Here is an 18,896-nt window from a genome sequence, read left to right on the forward strand (position 1 = left end):
GCCGGAGGCGCCGGCCTGGATCATGGACTTCATTAGCTCGTAGGCGTTCAGCGGACCGCCGAAGCCGGCCTCGGCGTCGGCGACGATCGGGACCAGCCAGTCCTCAACGGACTGGATGCCTTCGGAGAATTCGATCTGGTCGGCCCGGAGCAGGGCGTTGTTGATCCGGCGGACAACGGTGGGAACGGAGTTGGCGGGGTAGAGGGACTGGTCCGGGTAGGTATGGCCGGAGTTGTTGGCGTCCGCGGCCACCTGCCAGCCGGAGAGGTAGATGGCCCGCAGCCCGGCCTTGACCTGCTGCACTGCCTGGTTGCCGGTGAGGGCACCGAGGGCATTGGTGTACTTGCCCTCCTTGTGTTCCGCGCTGAGCTGCTTCCACAGCTTCTCCGCGCCGCGGCAGGCGAGGGTGTGTTCTTCGGAGACGCGGCCGCGGAGGCGGATGACGTCGGAGGCTGAGTAGTCCCGGGTCACACCTTCCCAGCGGGGGTTGGCGGACCATTCGAGCTCCAGGGCCGCGGCCTGTTCTTCGAGCGTCTGGGAGGTGGGCTCAAATGCTGCGGTCATCGTTGATCTCCTTGTTTGTATTTGTTATTGAGCGTTGTTGTGACAGACCTGCTTTTTGCATTGCTGGGCCCTCGATTTATGTGCTCGCTTCATCACCTGCCGCTTCCCGGAAATCCCTTCTTCTTTAGAGGGGAACAGGTGGGGCAAAAGCATTTCCCGCGAAGGTGGAGGTGCTAGGGAACGCCTGCTGTTGCGGGCAGGATGGGCTGGGGCAGTCCTGCAAGCGTCCCGACTTGGCGGTATTTTTCGAGTCGTTGCGGAAGGAGCTCGTCCAGCCCGGTGGCGGAGAGGGCGGCCAGTTCGAATTCGATCGCCTGTGCCAGGCGCTGGCAGAATGCCCTGCCTTCGAGTGCGGCGTCGGGGCGCTCGTCTACAACGTGCTCGACCATCCCGAGGGCGTACAGGGATGCGACATTGATACCCTGCGCTTCCGCCAGTGCCGGGGCGAAATCGGTGCTGCGGTGCACGATGGCGCTTGCTCCCTCGGGCGGCAGCGGGGATAGCCATGCATGTTGCGCGGCGATGGTCCGGTCTGCGGGGAAAAGCGCCAATGCCCCGCCCCCGGTGCCCTGGCCCAGCATCACCGATACGGTTGGGGAGCGCAGGCCGATGAGGTCATGGAGAGAGCGCGCTATTTCACCGGCCAGGCCACCTTCCTCTGCCTCTTTTGACAGCGCCGCACCGCCGGTGTCGATTACCGTGACCAGTGGCAGTCCCAACTCCTCAGCCAGACGCATGCCGCGACGCGCTTCACGCAGCGATGCCGGTCCCATCGCGGTTTGCTGCGGCGGCCGGGGCCGGGTATGCCCAATCACCACGCAGGACTTTTGTCCGAAGCGGGCCAGAGCCAACAGGAGTCCCGGGTCCTTTTCGCCCTGGCCGGTGCCGTTGAGGGGAAGGACATCGCGGGCGGCGGAAGTCAACAGTTGGCGCAGATCTGGACGCTGGGGATTGCGGGAGATCGTGATCGATTCCCAAGCCCCTGCATCAGACGGTTTCGTGGTGAGTGTGCGCGGCGGACGGACGCGGGGCTGTGGGCCGGCAACCAGAATGTTCAGGGCGCGGTCGACGACGTCGGACAATTGCCATGGCGGGACTACGGCGTCCACGAGTCCTTTGTCAAAAAGGTTCTCGGCCACCTGCACGTTTTCCGGGAAGGGCGAGCCGTGCAATGCCTCATACACCCGCGGTCCCAGGAACCCGAGTAGCGCGCCGGGCTCTGCAACCGTGATGTGTCCAAGTGATCCCCAGGAGGCCATCACGCCGCCGGTGGTGGGGTGGCGGAGGTAAACCAAGTAGGACAGCCCGGCCTGCCGGTGCGCGCGGACGGCCGCGGTGATCTTCACCATGGAAAGGAACGCTGCTGTGCCCTCCTGCATACGGGTGCCGCCGGACGCTGGTCCTGCCAGGAGGGGAAGTCGTTCCCCGGTGGCCCGTTCAGCAGCGTTTACGATTCGTTCGGCTGCGGCGTGGCCGATGGAGCCGGCCAGGAAACGGAACTCGCTGACGATAACCGCCACCCTCCGGCCGCGGATCAGACCTTCGCCGGTGAGTACGGACTCATCGACTCCGGTTTTCATCCGGGCCGCCTCCAGTTCCTGCCGGTACTCCGGGCCGGGGTTGGGATCCACTACGGGCGAGTCCCAACTGCGGTACGAGCCGGGATCGAGCACGGTGGCGATAAGCTCGGCGGCGGTCAGGTGCTTGATTTTCTGGGATGCAGTCACGCTAGCGGGCCTCCGCAGCAGCGAAGGGGGCCGTGGCGTTGTCGGCAGGGGCCAGGCCCAGCCATTCCCGGATGGATTCGCCGTCCGCGTCCAGCAGCGGCGAAGCTGCATGCCCGGTGATGGTGGTTTCCGCGGTGTCGCCCGGGGCGAAGAACCGCAGCGGTGGGCCGGGGAGGCTGACCTTGCCCAGCAGCGGATGCTCCACCTCCACGACGAGGCCCTGGGAGGCGACCTGTTCCCAGGCGTATACCTCGTCCAAGGAGCGGACCTTCCCGGCCGGGATCCCGGCGTCGTTCAGCTTGTCCAGCAGTTCCGCCGCGCCATAGTCTGCGAAGACGCGTTCGACGGCGGCAATCACCCCGGCGCGGTTCCGCACCCTTTCGGCGTTGCTGGCAAAGCCCGGGGCGGCGGGGTCCAGGCCGAAGGCGGCGGCGAAGGAGGCCCAGAGCTTTTCGCTGCCGACGCTGATTTGGACGCTGCCGTCCTTGCAGTTGAACAACCCGTAGGGGGCGATGGAGGGGTGGTGGTTGCCCTGCGCCTGCGGGACCTCGCCGGCCACCGTGGTGCGGGTTCCTTGGAAGGCGTGGACCCCGATCAGCGAGGCCAGCAGTGACGTGCGGACCACCTTGCCCCGGCCGGTCCGGTCGCGTTCAACCAGCGCTGCGAGAACTCCTGTTGTGCCGTTCATGCCGGCCAGCAGGTCGGCGATCGGGACGCCCACGCGCTGCGGGTCGTCCGGGCCGGAGCCGGTGAGGGACATCAACCCCGCTTCGCCCTGGAGGATCTGGTCGTAGCCGCTGCGCTGGGACTCGGGTCCGTCGTGGCCGAAGCCGGTGATGGACAGTATGACCAGGCGCGGGTTCAGTTCGTGCATGAACCGGGTGGAGAAGCCCAGCCGGTCCATCACGCCGGGGCGGAAGTTTTCGATCACCACATCGGCGCGCTCCAGCAGCCCGCGCAGCACGGCCTGGCCGTCGCCGCTTTTCAGGTCCAGTGCGATGGATTCCTTGTTGCGGTTGCAGGACATGAAGTACGTGGACTGCAGGTCGTCCTTGGGGCCGACGAAGGGCGGGCCCCAGCCGCGGGTGTCGTCCCCCGTCCCGGGGTTCTCCACTTTGATGACACGGGCGCCCAAATCGGCGAGCATCATGCCGGCGTGCGGGCCGGCAAGGGCCCGGCTCAGGTCTATGACAGTGTGGCCGGCCAGAGGGCCTTGGGGACGGTCAGCTCGGTTCATGCGCTGCTTCCTTTTCGTATCGAAGGTTGGCCGGGGCCAAAAGAGGCGGGAATTCAGGGCGGCTATAGCCAGCCGGGGACAACAAGTGCGAGCCAGGCAAGGATGGGGCCGGCGACGATGACGATGCCGCTGTAGCCGAGGATTTGCTTGTAGAACTTGTCCTTGTCCACACCTTCGGGGGCGTTGGCCAGGACCAGGGCGCCGTTGGTGGAGAACGGTGAAACATCGACGATGGTGGCGGCGACGGCCAGGGCGCAGATGACCCCGACAGCTCCGATTTCACCGGTGGACAGGAACGGCACCGCGAGCGGGATGAGTGCGGCCAGAATGGCGGTGGAGGAAGCGAAGGCGGAAACGATGGCGCCAATGAAGCAGATGAGGAGGGCTGCCACCAGGGGCATGCCCATGCCGGCAACGCCGTTGGAGACGAACTCGATGGTGCCGGCCTCTTCAAGCACGCCGACGAAGGTGAGCATGCCACAAATCAGCAGAACCGTGGACCAGCTGATTTTGTTAATGGCCCCTTTCTGGGCGGCTGGCGAGACGAGCGCCAGGACGACCGCGATGGTGATGGAAACGAAGCCGACATCCATCTTCAGGCCCAGGGCCACGACTGCCAGCGCGATCAGGCCGCCAATGGTGACCAGTTGCGGGATCCGCTCAGTTTGTTCCTTCGTGGCTGCAGCGCCATCGCCGGCGGGATCGCGCGGGCCGTACATGCCCGAGCCGAAGCCTTTGAAGGACACGTCCCTGCCTGCCTTGGCCCCGACGCTGACGGCCATCCGCGCCTCGGCGGCCTGCTCGACGAAGTGGCTTACCCGGGAGGACAACAGCTTCCTGCCGCCCAGGACCACGAAGAGGACGAGAGCGATGATGATGTTGAAGATGAGGCTGGACAGGAACAGCGCTGTTGGACTGAAAGCCAGGTCGGTTTTAGCAAGGATGCCGTTAACTGTGACGCCGTAGACGGCGATTGGAGAGAAACCACCCGCCTGCGCGCCGTGGATGACCATCATGCCCATCAAGAGCGGGCTGATCTTGTATTTGCCGGCAAAGTTGAGCGCGATGGGGGCGATGATGGCGACGGCGGCGGGAGACAGCGCGCCGACGGCGGTGATCACGGCGGTGATGGCGAACATGACCCACGGGATGAGGGCCACCCGGCTGCCCACCAGCTTGACGGCACCTCGCACCAGGAGATCGATGGTGCCGTTGTTCTGCGCGATGGCGAACAAGTACGTGACACCCACGATGGTGAGGAAGAGTCCGCCCGGGAAGTTGGCGAGGATGTCGCTGGTGGACATGCCCAGTACCAGCGTGCCGAGCAGGAAAGCGCCAACGAAGGCGAGGGCGCCCATATTGAGTGGCAGGACGGTAGCGAGCAGGAACATTGCCGCCAGGATGATGATGGATAAAACAGGAGCGGACATCGTTGGTCCTCCATAGGGAAAGAAATCTGTGACGTGAACCACTGGCTCACTGGACTAGCCTCTTAGACAGCGGGTCTATCTGTCAATAGCGACTCGTTGTACTCTTGGAGAACCGACGACGACGGATGAGGGCTTGTGGACAAGACACCCCGGATAGGACTTGAGCGGGTCACCAGACCAAGGCTCTACGAACAACTCGTGGAGCAGATCCTCGCCTATATCGAATCTGCGCAGCTTCGACCAGGTGATCTCCTGCCCGCCGAACGTGACTTGGCTGAGCGCCTTGGCGTTTCCCGCGCCACCCTGGCCCAGGCCCTGGTGGCACTCGAGGTGTTGGGCGTCATCGACGTCCAACATGGCACCGGCGCCGTACTGGCCCGGCGCCCCAGCGTCGCATCCGTGATCAAAGGCCTGCGGGAGCACCGCAGCAGGCTGCCCGAAATCGTCGAGGCGCGCAGCACCCTGGAAGTGAAGCTTGCAGGACTCGCAGCTGCCCGACGCACCGAGCAGGACCTCAAAGACATCGACAAAGCCCTGGACGTCATGGCGCAGGAGATCAAGGACGGGGACCGCGGCACCCGCGGCGACGAACTCTTCCATCAGGCCATCACAGCAGCAGCACACTCCTCCGTACTGGCACAGCTCATGGCCTTCATCGCCGAAATGATCCTGGAAACGCGCATGGAATCACTCGGCCAGCCAGGCCGACCCGAGCAGTCCCTCGCCTCGCACCGCAAGATCGCGGACGCCATCCGCAATCAGGACGCCGAAGGCGCAGCCGAAGCCATGCTGTCCCACATCGAGCTCGTATCCGACGTGGAACTGCTCCGATAGCGCGCTTAGGCAACCTTCGGAAAAACTCCAAGCCTCTGGCTCGCAAAGTCCCAAATGCAGTTGCAGGTAACCCCGTTGGGAGCCTCGCCCCGTTCATTTCCCAACCTCAAGATAAGCCTTCCGCCAACCCGCCTGGGTTCCCGGAAGGCGCTTAACCCGGTGCCTGCACTACGGAGACTTCGAGCGGCCCAAGAGTGGGATCAGGTCTTATCCACGGCCCGAGACTGGGAGCCGTCAGGGTACCCGCCCGGCAGCAGTAGCGATTGCTTTGTACGGGCAGGTGAGGGTCGATCGTCAGGTTGGGGTGTAGCCTTCGCCGACAGCTATTGAGATCCTTCGAGGACATCAATAGCCCTGCGGCCAAGGCTGCCTAAGACGTGGCGGTGCATGGCTTCCCTTGCCCGGTCCGCCTCGCCGGCAATGACGGCCTCGGCGATCTGGACGTGTTCTTCCTGGACGCGGGCCTGGTCCTTTTCGGAATCCCGTTGGCTTTGCAGCCCGATCTGCCGGTACTGGTCCGCTTTGTCCCAGAGGCCTTCGAGAATGCCGATGAGGAGCGGATTGTGCGATGAGAGATAAATGGCCCGGTGGAAATCGCGGTGCGCGGTCAGGGCGTCAAGGTCGGTGGAAGTGCTTAGCGGAGTAAGCCGCTGGAGGGTTGTTTCGATGTTTGCAATGTCCTGCGGCGTGCGGCTGCCGGCGGCCAGTCCCGCGGCCAACGGGTCGAGGTTTTCCCTAATGACGTAGAGGTTCCGCGCCTCATCCGCGGTGAGGGGCGTGACCCTCGCATCCCGGTGTGAGTCCAGCTGTACCATACCTTCGGCAGCGAGCCGGCGAAGCGCTTCGCGCAGGGGAGTGGTGCTGACCCCAAGTTCCTGTGCCAGCATCGTCTGGCTGAAGACTGCGCCAGGCTGGATCTGGCCGGTGAGTATGCGGCGGCGCAGTTCGTCGTAGGCGTAGGCGCTCTTGGTGAGGGCAACGGGAGGGATCGGCACGGTGTGCTCCTTACGCGCCTTCCGGCATCATGACTGTCTGCTTCAGATTACCGGGTTGGTGGTGATTGAAAGCGGAAAGGGTGCGGAGCGTAGGCGTCCCCGTTCGCCCCGCCCGCGCCCTGCCCGGGCAGTGGAATTTGCTAGACGTCCTGCCGTGCCTTGGCAGTGACGCGGCGCCAGAGTGTGTAGGCGAGCACCAGTGCCAAGATGCCGTAGAGCGCCCAGGTGACGGGGCTGTCGACCAGGACGGAGACTTGGCCGCCGCTGGACATCATGGCGTTCCGCAGGCTGGTCTCGGCCAGGGGGCCGAGCACGACGCCGATCATGATGGGGGCCAGGGGGAAGCCGTACCGGCGCAGGATGAATCCGAGGACCCCGATGGCCAGCACGATGTAGAGATCGGCAACGGCAGCGCTGGTCGCATACACACCGAGCCCGCAGAAGACCGTGATGCCGGCGTAGAGGTAGTGCTTGGGGATCAGCAGCAGCTTTGCCCATAGCGGTGCAAAGGGCAGGTTGAGTACCAGCAGGACCACCAGGCCGATGAACAGGCTGGCCAGCAGCGCCCACACCAGGTCCGCGTTGCGTTCAAACAGGAGCGGGCCCGGCTGCAGGCCATACTGTTGGAATGCTGCGAGCATGATTGCCGCTGTGGCTGAGGTGGGCAGGCCCAGCGCAAGAAGGGCGCCCATGGCGGTGCCCGAGGTGGCGTTGCCGGCAGCTTCCGGGGCCGCGACGCCGCGGATCGCGCCCTTGCCGAACTGCGGGTCGCGGCGCTTGCGGTCCAGCTGGCGCTCGGTTCCGTAGGCCATGAAGGTGGGCACTTCCGCGCCGCCGACAGGAATGACACCGAAGGGGACCCCGAAGGCCGTTCCCCGCAGCCAGGCGGGCAGTGCTTCCCGGAATTCCCGCTTGGAAAGGTAGGGGCGGCCAGAGACTGCGATTGCCGAGAGCTTGGGATCGCGGTGGATGCGGGAAGCAACATGGAACACCTCACCCAGGGCCAGGATGCCCACGGTGATGACGATGATGCTGATTCCGTCAAAGAGCTGCGGCACGTCCGCGGTGAAGCGCGAGGCCCCGGAGATGCCGTCGATGCCCACCATCGCAAGAGCCAGCCCGATGGCGAGAGCGGACAGACCCTTGATGACTGAGTCTGATACCACGGAGGCGGTGGCGATGAACGCGAACACTGCCAGCGCAAAGTATTCGGCAGGGCCGAACATCACGGCGATGTCAGCGAGTTTTGGGGCAAAGAACACCACCAGCGAGGTGGCGATGAGGCCGCCGATGAAGGCTCCGATGGCGGATGTGGCCAGTGCCTGCGGGGCGCGCCCGAGTTTGGCCATCCTGTGGCCTTCAAAGGTGGTGGCGATTGCGGTTGAGCCGCCGGGGGTGTTCATGAGGATGCCCATGGTGGAGTCTCCGAAGAGGCCGCCGAAGTACACTCCGGCGAACATGATGAAGGCGCCCACCGGGTCCAGGCTAAAGGTCACCGGAAGCAGGAGCGCCACCGCCATGGAGGATCCCAGGCCCGGGATCACGCCGACGGCGGTGCCCAGGAACGCGCCGACGAAGACCCAGAGCAGGTTCATGGGAGTGAAGGCCTGGGCAAAGCCTTCCAGGAGAAGGGAAAGGGATTCCATCAGCCGAAGATTCCTTCCAAGATGCCGCCGGGCAGGTTCAGGCCCAGGCCGGCGCCGAATGCGAGCTGGATGCAGGAGGCGAAGACCAGGGACAGGCCGAGGTCGAAGAGGGGACGTTTGCTTCCCAGGGCACGGGAGACACCCCAGAACAGCACCGCCGCGGAGATGAGCCAGCCCACAGGGATGAGCAGCAGCGCAAACGCCAGGAACGAGCCGAAGACGAACGCCAGTGACTTCCAGTCGGTATGGAAGCGGTGCACTGTTCCGATTTCCGTCACGTGTTCGGGCTTCCGCAGAGTCTGTACTGCCAGCAGGAGGGCGAGGACGAAGATGGCGATGACGATCAGAATGGGAAAGAACGTGGGCCCCGGCGCCTTGGCGCCTTCCGGGACATCCATGGTGATGATCCCTGCAGTGAGGTAGGCGCCGATCGCGGCGAGGATGCCTGCGACCACCAGCCCGCTGCGGCCGGCCCAGAATCCGGGCCGGTCCGCGGGCTGTTCAACGGCCAGGACTTCCTGCGCTGTATCCGCGGTGTTGCCTGTCTCAGTGGTCATCGGAATCTGCCTTCACGGTTAGGACGGGAACCGTTGAGCCAAGGATGATGCTCTGGGCGTCGGATCCGAGGATCACTTTGCTGACCCGGGAGCGGTTGCGTACCCCGATCACCACCAGGGCGGCACCGGTTTCCACCGCGGTGTCCAGCAGCTCTTCGGCAGCATGGCGCCCCTGCGGGTCGCGGGCCAGGAGTGTGGCGCCGGCTTCGACGGCGCCGTGCAGGGCCGCGCCGCTGCCTTGTTCCGGAATCTCCCCAAGGGGGAAGATGGCCAGGGGTTTGCCGGCGGTTTCGGCCGCCTGCAGGCCGTGCCTGAGGGCGGCATTGCCCTCGGCGGTTGTTGTGTATCCAACCAGGATTGTCATGTCTTCTCCAGCGATGTGTTGGGTGGGGGAGGTCAGTAGCCGAGTTCGTTCCAGATGTTGTTCACGGCCTCGCTCTCATCGGCGATGAACTGCTCGAACTCCTCACCGGCGAGGAACCTGTCAGTCCACTGGTTCCGCTTTATGGCGTCTTTCCATTCAGGGGTCTGCACCACTTCGGTGACGATGTCCTGCAGGACCTGCTTCTGCTCCGGGGTGATACCGGGGGCGGCCACTATCCCTCGCCAGTTGGTCAGGCTAATGTCGTAGCCGAGCTCCTTCAGGGTGGGCACGTTTATCGTCTCCACCGGTTCCGGGGCGGAGACGGCGAGGGCCTTCAGGCGTCCGGCTTCGATCTGGTCCGCGAAGTCCACGTAACCGCTCACCGAGGCTTTGATGGTGCCGGACATGAGCGAGGTGGCCAGTTCGCCGCCGCCGGAGTACGCGATGTAGTTGACCGCAGTGGGTTCGATGCCGCCGGCCTGGGCCAGCTGCGTGATGATCATCTGGTCAACGCTGCCAAGTGATCCGCCGCCGAAAGCGAAGGAACCGGGGTCCTGCTTCCAGGCCGCAACCAGGTCATCCACCGAGTTGTACGGCGAGTTGGCGGGAACCACCAGGACGTCGTAGTCCTCCGTGATTCGGGCGATGGGTGTGACATCCTCCAGAGTGGTGTCGGAGCCATTGATGTTGATCGCACCCAGCATGGTGATGCCCATCAGCATCAGGGTGCTGCTCTCACCCTCCATGCCCGCGAATTTCGTCAGGCCGATGGTTCCACCGGCTCCGGGGATATTCACCACCTGCGCGTTGTTGACGATGCCCTGGGCGCGCATTGCCTGCTGGGCTTCCCGCGCTGCTCCGTCCCAGCCCCCGCCCGCGCCTGCCGGCGCGATCAGGGTAAGCCGGTTGCGGGCGTCATCACCGGAGCCACTGGCAGACGCGTTGACGGAGGCAAGGGCGACGGCGGTGATGCCCAGGACTGCGAAAGCGGCGCGGGCCACCTGCTTGAAGCGGGAGTGTTTCTTAACAGACGTCGGATGGGGCTCCATCGCCCTTCCTTCCTTTCGGGGAGTAGCGCAGCACCGGTATGTCATCGGCACGCCGGTTGCAGCTTATAAGCTATGATCTATATCTGTCCATCCCGCAAGTCAGGGCCAGACAAGCGAAGAGAAGGTGTTGCAATGACGCTCCAGGCCGGAAGCACCATCGGTCAGCAGACCATTTCGGTGGGGGAACGCAGGTTCCGCATCACGGACGTCCAGTTCGCGCTGGGCCCAGACTTCCACCGGTTGCCCATGGTGCTTCGCCTGCTGGCGGAAAACACGCTGCGCAGGTCGGCGCCGGCGGAGGCTGCACGGACAATCGGGAACCTGCACAACTGGCTCCCGACCCGCAGTTCCGAGGAGGAACTGGAATTTTGGCCCCAGCGTGTGCTGATGCACGACACCACCAGCACACCCGCCCTGGTGGACGTGGCGGCGATGCGGGACTCACTCGCGGAAGCCGGACTTGACCCGACGACGTTGAACCCGTTGCTGCGGGTGGACGTTTCGATCGACCATTCGCTGGCAGTTGAGGAGTACGGCCATCCGGACGCGGCCGGCCGCAACCTGGTCCACGAGTACCGGCGGAACCGGGAGCGCTACCGTTTCCTGAAGTGGGCTTCCCAGGCGATGGAAACAGTCCATATCAACCCGCCGGGCACCGGCATCATGCACACCATCAACCTCGAGCAGCTGGCCACGGTCGTCACCACCATTGAAGATCACGACGGCGGCCTGCCCTGGGCAGTGCCAGACATGATGATCGGCACTGACAGCCATACGCCCATGGTCAATGGAGTGGGCGTCCTTGGCTGGGGCGTCGGCGGACTCGAGGCCCAGACTGTCATGTTCGGCATGCCCACCACCCTCCGGATCCCGGACGTCATCGGTGTCCGGCTCACCGGTTCACTCCCTGCCGGCGCGACTGCAACTGACCTGGCCCTCACCGTCACCCAGCGACTGCGCGCCCTCGGGATATCGGGGGAATTCGTGGAGTTCCACGGACCCGGTGTGGCCGGCCTGACCGTAGGACAGCGGGCAGTGATCTCCAACATGGCACCGGAATACGGGGCCACCACGGGCTACTTTCCCATCGACGTCCACGTCTTGGATTACCTGCGTGAAACAGGTCGCAACGAGTTCCAGCGCAACCTGGTTAAGGCGTACGCCCAGGCAGCAGGCTTCTGGTTCGACCCGGCTGCCGAACCGGAGTACACCTCCACCATCACGGTTGACCTCGACGCGATCGAGCTGCGCGCCGCGGGGCCGCGCCGTCCGCAGGACCTGCTCGCGCTGTCAGAGATACCGGCGGTCCTGCACTCCAAAAACAAGCCCGCCCGGGAACCGGACGCGGACCTGCCGCCGTTCCCTGTCGCCCTTGCCGCGATCACCAGCTGCACCAACACCACCGACCCCAAGCTCCTGATCGCCGCAGGCCTGGTCGCCGCCAAGGCCCGGAAGCTCGGACTCGTCCTGCCGTCCTGGGTCAAAACCTCCCTCGCCCCCGGATCACCCGCCGCAGTCAGCTATCTCAAGCGGTCCGGCCTGCTAGCGGAGCTCGGGGCGGTCGGATTCGACATCGTCGGCTTTGGCTGCACCACCTGCATCGGCAACCCCGGCCCCCTCCCCGAGGGGATCAAGGCAAGCCTCGATAAGGGCAGGAGCCGCCCGGTGGCCATCCTCTCCGGCAACCGCAACTTTCCCGGCAGGGTCCACCCGGACCTGGACCTCGGCTTCATCATGTCCCCGCCCCTCGTGGTGGCCTACGCCCTCGCCGGCAGGGCAGACATAGACCTTGCAACCCACAACTTCCGTGCCGGCAGCAGTGGAGACGGTACGCCGGTGACGCTCACTGACCTGTTGCCGAGCCAAGCGGAAATCGATGCGGCGTGGGAAGCCGGGCAGGACCCGCAGGACTTCGCCAGGGACTTCTCGGTGGCAGTACGGAACCCCATGTGGTCCCGCCTCGAAGCACCGGACTCGCCGCTGTTCCCCTGGGACCCCGAGTCCACCATCCTGCGCCGTCCGCCGTTCGCGTCAATGGACCAGGGCAGCCAGCTGGGCCACTACATCGCCCACCCCCTGCTGGTCCTGGGCGACGACATCACCACCGACCACATCTCCCCGGCCAGCGCAATCCCGCCGGACAGCCTGGTGGCGGACTTCCTGGCGGAGCGCGGAGAGGACCGGGACGACCTCAACGTCTTCGCCTCCCGGCGGGGCAACTGGGAAGTAATGCTCCGCGGCGGCTTCCACAACAAGACCGTCAACAACCGGCTCGGCGCCGCAATCCCCGGCGGGCTGCCGGTCGCACACACCGTCCACGGGCCCAGCGGCGACGTCCTGCCACTGCCCGAAGCCGCCGACCGCTACCGGCAGGAGGGGCACTCCACGGTCATCGTCGCCGGAGAACGGTTCGGAACCGGCTCCTCCCGGGACTGGGCAGCGAAAGTCCAGAGACTCCTCGGCGTGCGGGCAGTCATCGCCGGCAGCTTCGAGCGGATCCACCGCTCAAACCTGATCGGCATGGGCGTGCTGCCGCTCATAACCCCGGAAAACATGCGGGAAAGGCTGCAGCACCTGCAGCCCGGGGACCGGATCGAGGTCGTGGCACCCGCCGGTGCCATCGCCCCGCGCGCCCGTGTCCGTGTTGTCCTGCACCCCGCGAACGGTGGGGCTGAGGAGTTCATCGCCCGCGCCGCCGTCGAAACCGAACTCGACGCCAGCCTGCTCCGGGCAGGAGGCGTCATCCCCTCCCTCCTGCGCTCCACCATCGAAGCAGGACAGCACAAGGAAGCCGCATCAGCATGAACAAAATCAGCGTGAACCGGCCCATCGTCGAACTCGACGGCGACGAAATGGCCCACACCATGTGGACCCTCGTACGGGACAGGCTTATCAACCCATACGTCGAGGTGCCCATCCTGCGCTTCGACCTCTCCCTGCCGAACCGCGAGCGGACCGGGGACAAGGTCACCCTGGAAGCGGCGCAGGCCGTCGCTGAGCACCAGGTAGGCGTCAAGTGCTCCACCATCACTCCGGATGCTGCCCGGGCAACCGAATACGGGCTCAGCCGGCTGTGGCCGTCCCCGAACGGCACCGTGCGCAACGAGCTGAACGGGATCATCTTCCGCGAACCCGTCATCATCGAGTCCGTGCCCCGGCTCATCCCAGGATGGACAAAGCCTCTCGTCATCGCCCGGCACGCCCATGCGGACCAGTACAAGGCAGTCAACTTTGCAGTTGCCGGCGCGGGCAGGCTCACCCTGACCTACACGCCCGACGACGGGTCCCCGGCCACCAGCCACGAGGTGGCAACCTTCCCGGAAGGCGGCGGGGTGGCCATGGGGATGTACAACTACACCGACTCCATCCGCGACTTCGCCCGGGCATGTTTCGCCTACGGTCTGCGGCGCGGCTACCCCGTGTACTTCTCGTCGAAGAACACTGTTCTCAAGGCTTACGACGGGCACTTCAAGGACGTGTTCGAAGGCGTTTACAAGGAGGAGTACCGGGCCCGCTTCGAAGCGGCGGGACTCTTTTACGAGCACCGGCTCATTGATGACATGGTGGCCTCGGCTTTGAAATGGGAAGGCGGCTATGTCTGGGCCTGCAAAAACTACGACGGCGACGTGCAGTCGGACATCGTCGCCCAAGGCTTTGGGTCTCCCGGCCTCATGACCTCCGTCCTCACCTCCCCGGATGGCAGCATACAGCTCACTGAAGCAGCCCACGGGACCGTCGCCCGGCACCACCGCCGCCGCCAGGCGGGTGAAACCACCTCCACTAACCCCATCGCCACCATTTATGCCTGGACCAGGGCACTCGCGCACCGGGCGACGTTGGACGGGAACACCAGCCTGGCCGGCTTCGCCGTAGACCTGGAGGACGCGGCGATCAGGACAGTCGAAAAGGGAACAATGACCGCAGACCTGGCTCGCCTGTCCGGCAAGGGGACCGTCAGCGTTACTACGGAAGACTTTATCGACGCCCTCGCAGACCGATTGGTAGCCCTTTCAGGTGCAAAGTAGCCGTCGCGTTAGGTCCTGGGGAGCAGAAACGACAAGGTTGGCTTCTCGGCGCTCCGGTCAAGGCGATCATTCAGTACGAACTCTGGCGTCAGAATAGAGCGAACTTCCGCTTTACGGACAGTGGCTCAAAGCTGATCTCAGACCCTACCCTGACAGTCGGATGCAACGAAACCTGGGGTGGGGGAGTTCGAGAACAGTCAATATAGGCCCAAAACTCTGGACTGGATGACATCCCCTTGCGACAAGTGCAGCTAAGTCACATGCTGTGACTGGGCGGGCGTCTGAGAACAAGTTGGAGCTTCGTCCACCAGCCAAGTCATCCCTTGTCAGGTGCCCCTTACGTCAGGCTGCGGTGTGCCTGTAATGACAGAGAGAAGCGCCATGTGCAAGGGGAATCAAAATTGCAGTGTTAGCGACCTTGGACTGATTTTCACTTGACTCTGGCGCCCAATTCCGCAAAAGAGCTAACGTCATTGACTCCCAAGTACTCCGAGTGCTGAACCGTTTCGTAGTTAGGATAGGCCGGTGAGCGAACCCAGCCCCCATGAATCTGATGTCCCAGAACCACATTCCTCCATAAAGCGGTTGCGCGTCGACAAAGCCAACCCCACCATCTACGACATCGCCAGGGTGGCTGGGGTAAACCCCTCTACCGTATCGAGGGCGCTCAGTAAGCCCGGCAGGGTCAGTGCCAAGACGCTGAAAATTATTGAGGACGCCGCTGCCGAGTTGAATTACCAAGTCAACCCGATCGCCCGTGCGTTGCCTACTGGCAGGACCAATACGTTCGGATTGATCGTCGCCGACATCACCAATCCCACGTTCTTCGACATTATTCGCGGCGCACAGACTACGGGCACCTTGCGCGACTACACTTTGGTGCTGGCCGAATCGGCCGAGTCCGCCGTTACGGAACTGACGACGGCGCGGCGCATGATGACCACGGTAGACGGTCTCATTTTAGCCAGCCCCCGCATGGACGATCACGACATCCGCGCTTTGGCGCAGGACAAACCTGTGGTAGTCATCAACCGGGAAGTTGAAGGCGTTTCGTGCGTCATTCCGGACGTGGCCAAGGGCATCAGCGAGGCAGTCCGGAGCCTGGCCGGCAATGGACACAAGCGGATAGTATTCGTACCCGGTCCACCGCAGTCCTGGATGTCCGCGCGCCGCTGGGACGCTGTGCAAAGTGCCTGCGAGTGGTCCCGCGTCGAGGCGGTGCGGCTGGAATCGGCCAAGCCAACGGTCGACGGCGGCAGACGGGTGGCCCGGGCAGTGCTTGCCAGCGGTGCCACGGCGGTAATGACGTATAACGACCTGCTGGCTATCGGGCTCCTGCAGGAACTACAGGCCGGCGGTATCTCCGTGCCTGATGAGATCAGCATTGTGGGCTTCGATGACATCTTCGGGGCGGACTTTACTACCCCGCCCCTGACCACCGTGCGGTCGCCCCTGGGGGAGTGCGGAGCCGCCGCGGCCACTCGCCTGCTTGACCTGCTAACCGACGCCGGCAGCCCGATTGAAATTATGCAGGTGGAGACAGAACTGGTGCTTCGGGGATCCAGTGGAAAGGTGCTGGCCAAAAGCTAAGACTCCTGGTGATGGATTGCAATGCGTGGCAACTTTGGCAACCGGTTGACAAGCGGTTCATCTAGCCCTGACGATTGACGTATGCCACAGTCCATCGCTTCCCACCCGGACAGGCTCCTGCCTGCCGAACCCGGCACCCGCAGCATCGCCCGGGACCTTCTAGCCCGGGTCCAGGATCTGCCGATCATTTCGCCGCACGGCCACGTTGACGCCGCAGTCATCGAGCAGAACACTCCGTTCCCTGACCCGGCAGCGCTGCTGGTCAGTCCGGACCACTACGTCACCCGACTGATCCACGCCAGCGGTGTTCCGCTGGACCGGCTCCGCCCATCAAAGACCGCGGAACCGGACTCACGGGCCGTGTGGCGTGAGTTCTGCAAAGCCTGGCCACTTTTCGACGGCACAGCCTCCGGGTACTGGCTGCGGACGCAGTTCGAGAGCGTGTTCGGGCTGCAGCACGAGATCAGCGCCGAGACGGCGGAGGCCACCTATGACGCCATCTCTGCCAAGCTGCAGGAGCCGGGTTTCCGGCCGCGGGAGCTGTTCAAGGACTTCAACATCGAGGTGCTGGCCACCACCGACGATCCCCTGGACAAGCTGGAAAGCCACAAGGCGATCGCACAGGATCCCTCCTTCCACGGCCGGGTCCTGCCCACCTTCCGGCCGGACGCGTACCTGAACATCGCCCACCCCGACTGGGCCGGCAACGTCGAGCGCCTGCTCGCGGCAGCGGGCGACGGCGGCACGGGCTATGGCGCCTACCTCGCCGCGCTGGAGAGCCGGCGTCGATATTTCATAGACCATGGCGCGGTGTCCGCGGACCACGGCGTCATCACCCCGGCAACGCTCAAACTGGACCAGGCCGAGGCGGCGCGGCTGTTCGACCGGGCACGCTCCGGCGAGGCCACCCCGGAGGACCGGGACGCCTTTGAGGCCCACATGATGTACCAGATGGCGCGAATGTCCGTGGTGGACGGCCTGGTGATGACCATCCACCCCGGCTCCTACCGCAACCACCACCAGCCCACATTCGAGTTCTTCGGTGCGGACACCGGCCATGACATCCCGTTCGGCATCAACTACACCCAGGCCATCCGGCCCGTGCTGCAGGACTTCGGCACCGCCAAGGACTTCCACCTGGTGCTGTTCACCCTGGACGAGACGGTGTTCTCCCGCGAGCTTGCCCCGCTGGCCGGCTTCTACCCCTCTGTGTACCTTGGCGCGCCGTGGTGGTTCCTCGACGCCCCGGACGCGATGCTGCGCTTCCGTTCCGCCGTCACCGAAACCGCAGGATTCTCCCGGTCCTCCGGATTCATTGACGACACCCGCGCGTTCTGCTCAATCCCGGCCCGCCACGACGCGTCACGCCGGATCGAGGCCTCCTTCCTCGCCCGGCTGGTCGCCGAACACCGCATCACCGAGGACCGCGCGCACGAGCTCATCGTGGACATCGTGGACGCCTCCCCGCGACGGGTCTTCAAGCTGTGACTTCGGAGGTGGTGGAGCAGACAGCCGCGGCACTTCCGCTGCTCACCCGCGGACTCCGGCCGTTCCCGGCTCCGCCCGTCCGGATCGTGCACCTGGGCCTCGGTGCCTTCCACCGGTCGCACCAGGCCTGGTACACCCAGCACGCCGGTGATGCGGGGGAGTGGGGGATCGCGGCGTTCAGCGGCCGCCGGCCTGATGCCGCGGACACTCTTTCCGCCCAGGACGGCTTGTTCACACTGGTGCAGCGCTCCGGGGACGGGGACGCTTTTGAGCTTGTGGGCAGCATTGTCGAAGCCGTGGATGGCGCGAACCTGCAACGGTTGAAAGAAATGGTGGCTTCGAGGCAGACCTCGGTCATCACCCTGACCATCACCGAGGCCGCCTATGCCCTCGACGGGTCCGGCGCCTTGGAATCGTCACCGCTGGGCCGCCTGGTCCTGGCCCTCGGCGCCCGGCGGGAGGCAGGCGCGGCACCCGTCGCCATCGTCAGTTGCGACAACCTTGCCCATAACGGGGCGGTGACCCGCAATGCCGTCCTCAACCTGGCCGGGCGCTTTGAGGGGCTGCCGGACTGGATCGGCGCGAACGTGAGCTTCGTCAGCACGTCCGTGGACCGGATCACCCCCAAACCTACGACGGCGGACCTCGGGCTGGTCGCCGACGCATGCGGTTACCTTGACGCCGCGGCCGTGGTCACTGAACCGTTCCGCAACTGGGTGCTCAGCGGGGATTTTCCCGCCGGGCGACCGCGTTGGGAAGACGCCGGCGCGGTGTTTGTGGACGACATCGAGCCGTACGAAAACCGGAAGCTGTGGCTGCTCAACGGCGCGCACTCCATCCTGGCGTATTCGGGATTGTTCCGAGGGCACCGGACCGTGGCTGAGGCGCTGTCGGATCCTATCTGCCGGGACGCGGTGGAGGAGTTCTGGGATGAGGCTGCCCGGCACCTGCCGGCCAGCCTGGGCATCCCGGAGTACCGGGCCGCGCTGCTGGAACGGTTCGGCAACGGCAGGATCGCGCACCATTTGGCGCAGATCGCCATGGACGGCACCACCAAGCTGCGGATGCGCGCTCTGCCGGTCCTGGCCGCCGAACGCGCCGCCGGCCGCCCCGGGGACGGGGCCGCGCGGATGATTGCCGCCTGGCTGGCCTACCTCTCAACAACGGACGGGTTCCAGGACCCGCTGGCCGCGGACATCAACACCGCGAACGCCCTTAAAGGCAGCAAACGCACGGCGGCGCTTGTGGCGCTGCTGGACCCGGACCTCGCCGGGGACGCCGGCCTTGTTTTCCGGCTCGATGCCCTGCGAGCCGGTTTTGCTACTGCTTTTCCTGCGGATATTTCCGCTCTTGATCACGCGGGCCGCCAAGGCAGCGGACCGTAACTGGA

The 18,896-nt window shown here is 64.9% G+C and carries 14 protein-coding genes and 1 pseudogene; 6 read left to right on the top strand and 9 right to left on the bottom strand.

The genetic code is table 11. The features are described from left to right. From FDW83_RS08730 to FDW83_RS08745, 4 genes and pseudogenes are all read right to left on the bottom strand, one after another. Positions 1–564, bottom strand: a pseudogene (locus FDW83_RS08730) (isocitrate lyase); the annotation flags it as partial. A 173-nt stretch (positions 565–737) separates the two neighbouring features. Then, positions 738–2,291 (bottom strand): carboxyl transferase domain-containing protein, encoded by a 1,554-nt coding sequence (locus tag FDW83_RS08735; protein WP_138137544.1) that lies wholly within the window; start codon positions 2,289–2,291, stop codon positions 738–740. Between the two features lies 1 nt (position 2,292). After that, positions 2,293–3,528, bottom strand: a complete 1,236-nt coding sequence (locus FDW83_RS08740) for a CaiB/BaiF CoA-transferase family protein (protein ID WP_138137546.1) — start codon at positions 3,526–3,528, stop codon at positions 2,293–2,295. 62 nt (positions 3,529–3,590) lie between these two features. Further along, positions 3,591–4,958: an SLC13 family permease gene (locus tag FDW83_RS08745; protein ID WP_138137548.1), complete on the bottom strand. Its 1,368-nt coding sequence runs from the start codon at positions 4,956–4,958 to the stop codon at positions 3,591–3,593. Between the two features lie 135 nt (positions 4,959–5,093). On the opposite strand from FDW83_RS08745, the gene FDW83_RS08750 reads away from it, so the two are divergent. Continuing rightward, a complete protein-coding gene (locus tag FDW83_RS08750) occupies positions 5,094–5,792 on the top strand; it encodes a FadR/GntR family transcriptional regulator (RefSeq protein WP_138137550.1) in 699 nt (232 codons plus the stop codon). A gap of 323 nt (positions 5,793–6,115) precedes the next feature. Here the strand turns inward: FDW83_RS08750 and FDW83_RS08755 are convergent, their stop codons facing one another. The 5 genes from FDW83_RS08755 to FDW83_RS08775 all read right to left on the bottom strand — a co-directional run bounded on the left by FDW83_RS08755 (position 6,116) and on the right by FDW83_RS08775 (position 10,403). Continuing rightward, on the bottom strand, positions 6,116–6,787 hold the full coding sequence (locus FDW83_RS08755) for a GntR family transcriptional regulator (protein WP_138137552.1): 672 nt from the start codon (positions 6,785–6,787) through the stop codon (positions 6,116–6,118). A 140-nt stretch (positions 6,788–6,927) separates the two neighbouring features. Then, positions 6,928–8,433 carry a tripartite tricarboxylate transporter permease gene (locus FDW83_RS08760; protein ID WP_138137554.1) on the bottom strand — a complete coding sequence of 502 codons (1,506 nt, stop codon included), beginning with the start codon at positions 8,431–8,433 and terminating at the stop codon, positions 6,928–6,930. After that, positions 8,433–8,990, bottom strand: coding sequence for a tripartite tricarboxylate transporter TctB family protein (locus FDW83_RS08765; protein WP_138137556.1), 558 nt, complete (start codon positions 8,988–8,990; stop codon positions 8,433–8,435). The genes FDW83_RS08760 and FDW83_RS08765 overlap by 1 nt, the downstream gene beginning before the upstream one ends. Continuing rightward, positions 8,980–9,354 (bottom strand): universal stress protein, encoded by a 375-nt coding sequence (locus tag FDW83_RS08770; RefSeq protein WP_138137558.1) that lies wholly within the window; start codon positions 9,352–9,354, stop codon positions 8,980–8,982. Before FDW83_RS08770 ends, FDW83_RS08765 begins: the two co-directional genes overlap by 11 nt. A 32-nt stretch (positions 9,355–9,386) precedes the next feature. After that, complete coding sequence (locus FDW83_RS08775) at positions 9,387–10,403, bottom strand: tripartite tricarboxylate transporter substrate binding protein (protein WP_138137560.1); 1,017 nt, start codon at positions 10,401–10,403, stop codon at positions 9,387–9,389. Between the two features lie 132 nt (positions 10,404–10,535). Here FDW83_RS08775 and acnA point away from each other — a divergent pair, with 132 nt between their 5' ends. The 5 genes from acnA to FDW83_RS08800 all read left to right on the top strand — a co-directional run bounded on the left by acnA (position 10,536) and on the right by FDW83_RS08800 (position 18,891). Then, positions 10,536–13,208: an aconitate hydratase AcnA gene (acnA, locus tag FDW83_RS08780; protein WP_138137562.1), complete on the top strand. Its 2,673-nt coding sequence runs from the start codon at positions 10,536–10,538 to the stop codon at positions 13,206–13,208. Further along, positions 13,205–14,428 (top strand): NADP-dependent isocitrate dehydrogenase, encoded by a 1,224-nt coding sequence (locus tag FDW83_RS08785; protein ID WP_138137564.1) that lies wholly within the window; start codon positions 13,205–13,207, stop codon positions 14,426–14,428. Before acnA ends, FDW83_RS08785 begins: the two co-directional genes overlap by 4 nt. 525 nt (positions 14,429–14,953) lie before the next feature. Continuing rightward, positions 14,954–16,018, top strand: a complete 1,065-nt coding sequence (locus FDW83_RS08790) for a LacI family DNA-binding transcriptional regulator (protein ID WP_240720912.1) — start codon at positions 14,954–14,956, stop codon at positions 16,016–16,018. A gap of 81 nt (positions 16,019–16,099) precedes the next feature. After that, positions 16,100–17,506 carry a glucuronate isomerase gene (gene uxaC, locus FDW83_RS08795; protein ID WP_138137566.1) on the top strand — a complete coding sequence of 469 codons (1,407 nt, stop codon included), beginning with the start codon at positions 16,100–16,102 and terminating at the stop codon, positions 17,504–17,506. Beyond that, entirely contained in the window at positions 17,503–18,891 is a 1,389-nt protein-coding gene (locus FDW83_RS08800) for a mannitol dehydrogenase family protein (RefSeq protein ID WP_240720913.1), read from the top strand. The genes uxaC and FDW83_RS08800 overlap by 4 nt, the downstream gene beginning before the upstream one ends. Positions 18,892–18,896 lie beyond the last annotated feature (5 nt).

The sequence above is a fragment of the Pseudarthrobacter sp. NamE2 genome, assembly GCF_005796205.1.
Lineage (GTDB): Bacteria > Actinomycetota > Actinomycetes > Actinomycetales > Micrococcaceae > Arthrobacter.

Bases quoted from the DNA above. Each gene is read 5' to 3' on its own strand.
- FDW83_RS08785 (WP_138137564.1), top strand. From the start codon at position 13,205: ATGAACAAAATCAGCGTGAACCGGCCCATCGTCGAACTCGACGGCGAC.
- FDW83_RS08770 (WP_138137558.1), bottom strand. From the start codon at position 9,354: ATGACAATCCTGGTTGGATACACAACAACCGCCGAGGGCAATGCCGCC.
- FDW83_RS08760 (WP_138137554.1), bottom strand. From the start codon at position 8,433: ATGGAATCCCTTTCCCTTCTCCTGGAAGGCTTTGCCCAGGCCTTCACT.
- uxaC (WP_138137566.1), top strand. From the start codon at position 16,100: ATGCCACAGTCCATCGCTTCCCACCCGGACAGGCTCCTGCCTGCCGAA.
- FDW83_RS08775 (WP_138137560.1), bottom strand. From the start codon at position 10,403: ATGGAGCCCCATCCGACGTCTGTTAAGAAACACTCCCGCTTCAAGCAG.
- FDW83_RS08765 (WP_138137556.1), bottom strand. From the start codon at position 8,990: ATGACCACTGAGACAGGCAACACCGCGGATACAGCGCAGGAAGTCCTG.
- FDW83_RS08745 (WP_138137548.1), bottom strand. From the start codon at position 4,958: ATGTCCGCTCCTGTTTTATCCATCATCATCCTGGCGGCAATGTTCCTG.
- FDW83_RS08740 (WP_138137546.1), bottom strand. From the start codon at position 3,528: ATGAACCGAGCTGACCGTCCCCAAGGCCCTCTGGCCGGCCACACTGTC.
- acnA (WP_138137562.1), top strand. From the start codon at position 10,536: ATGACGCTCCAGGCCGGAAGCACCATCGGTCAGCAGACCATTTCGGTG.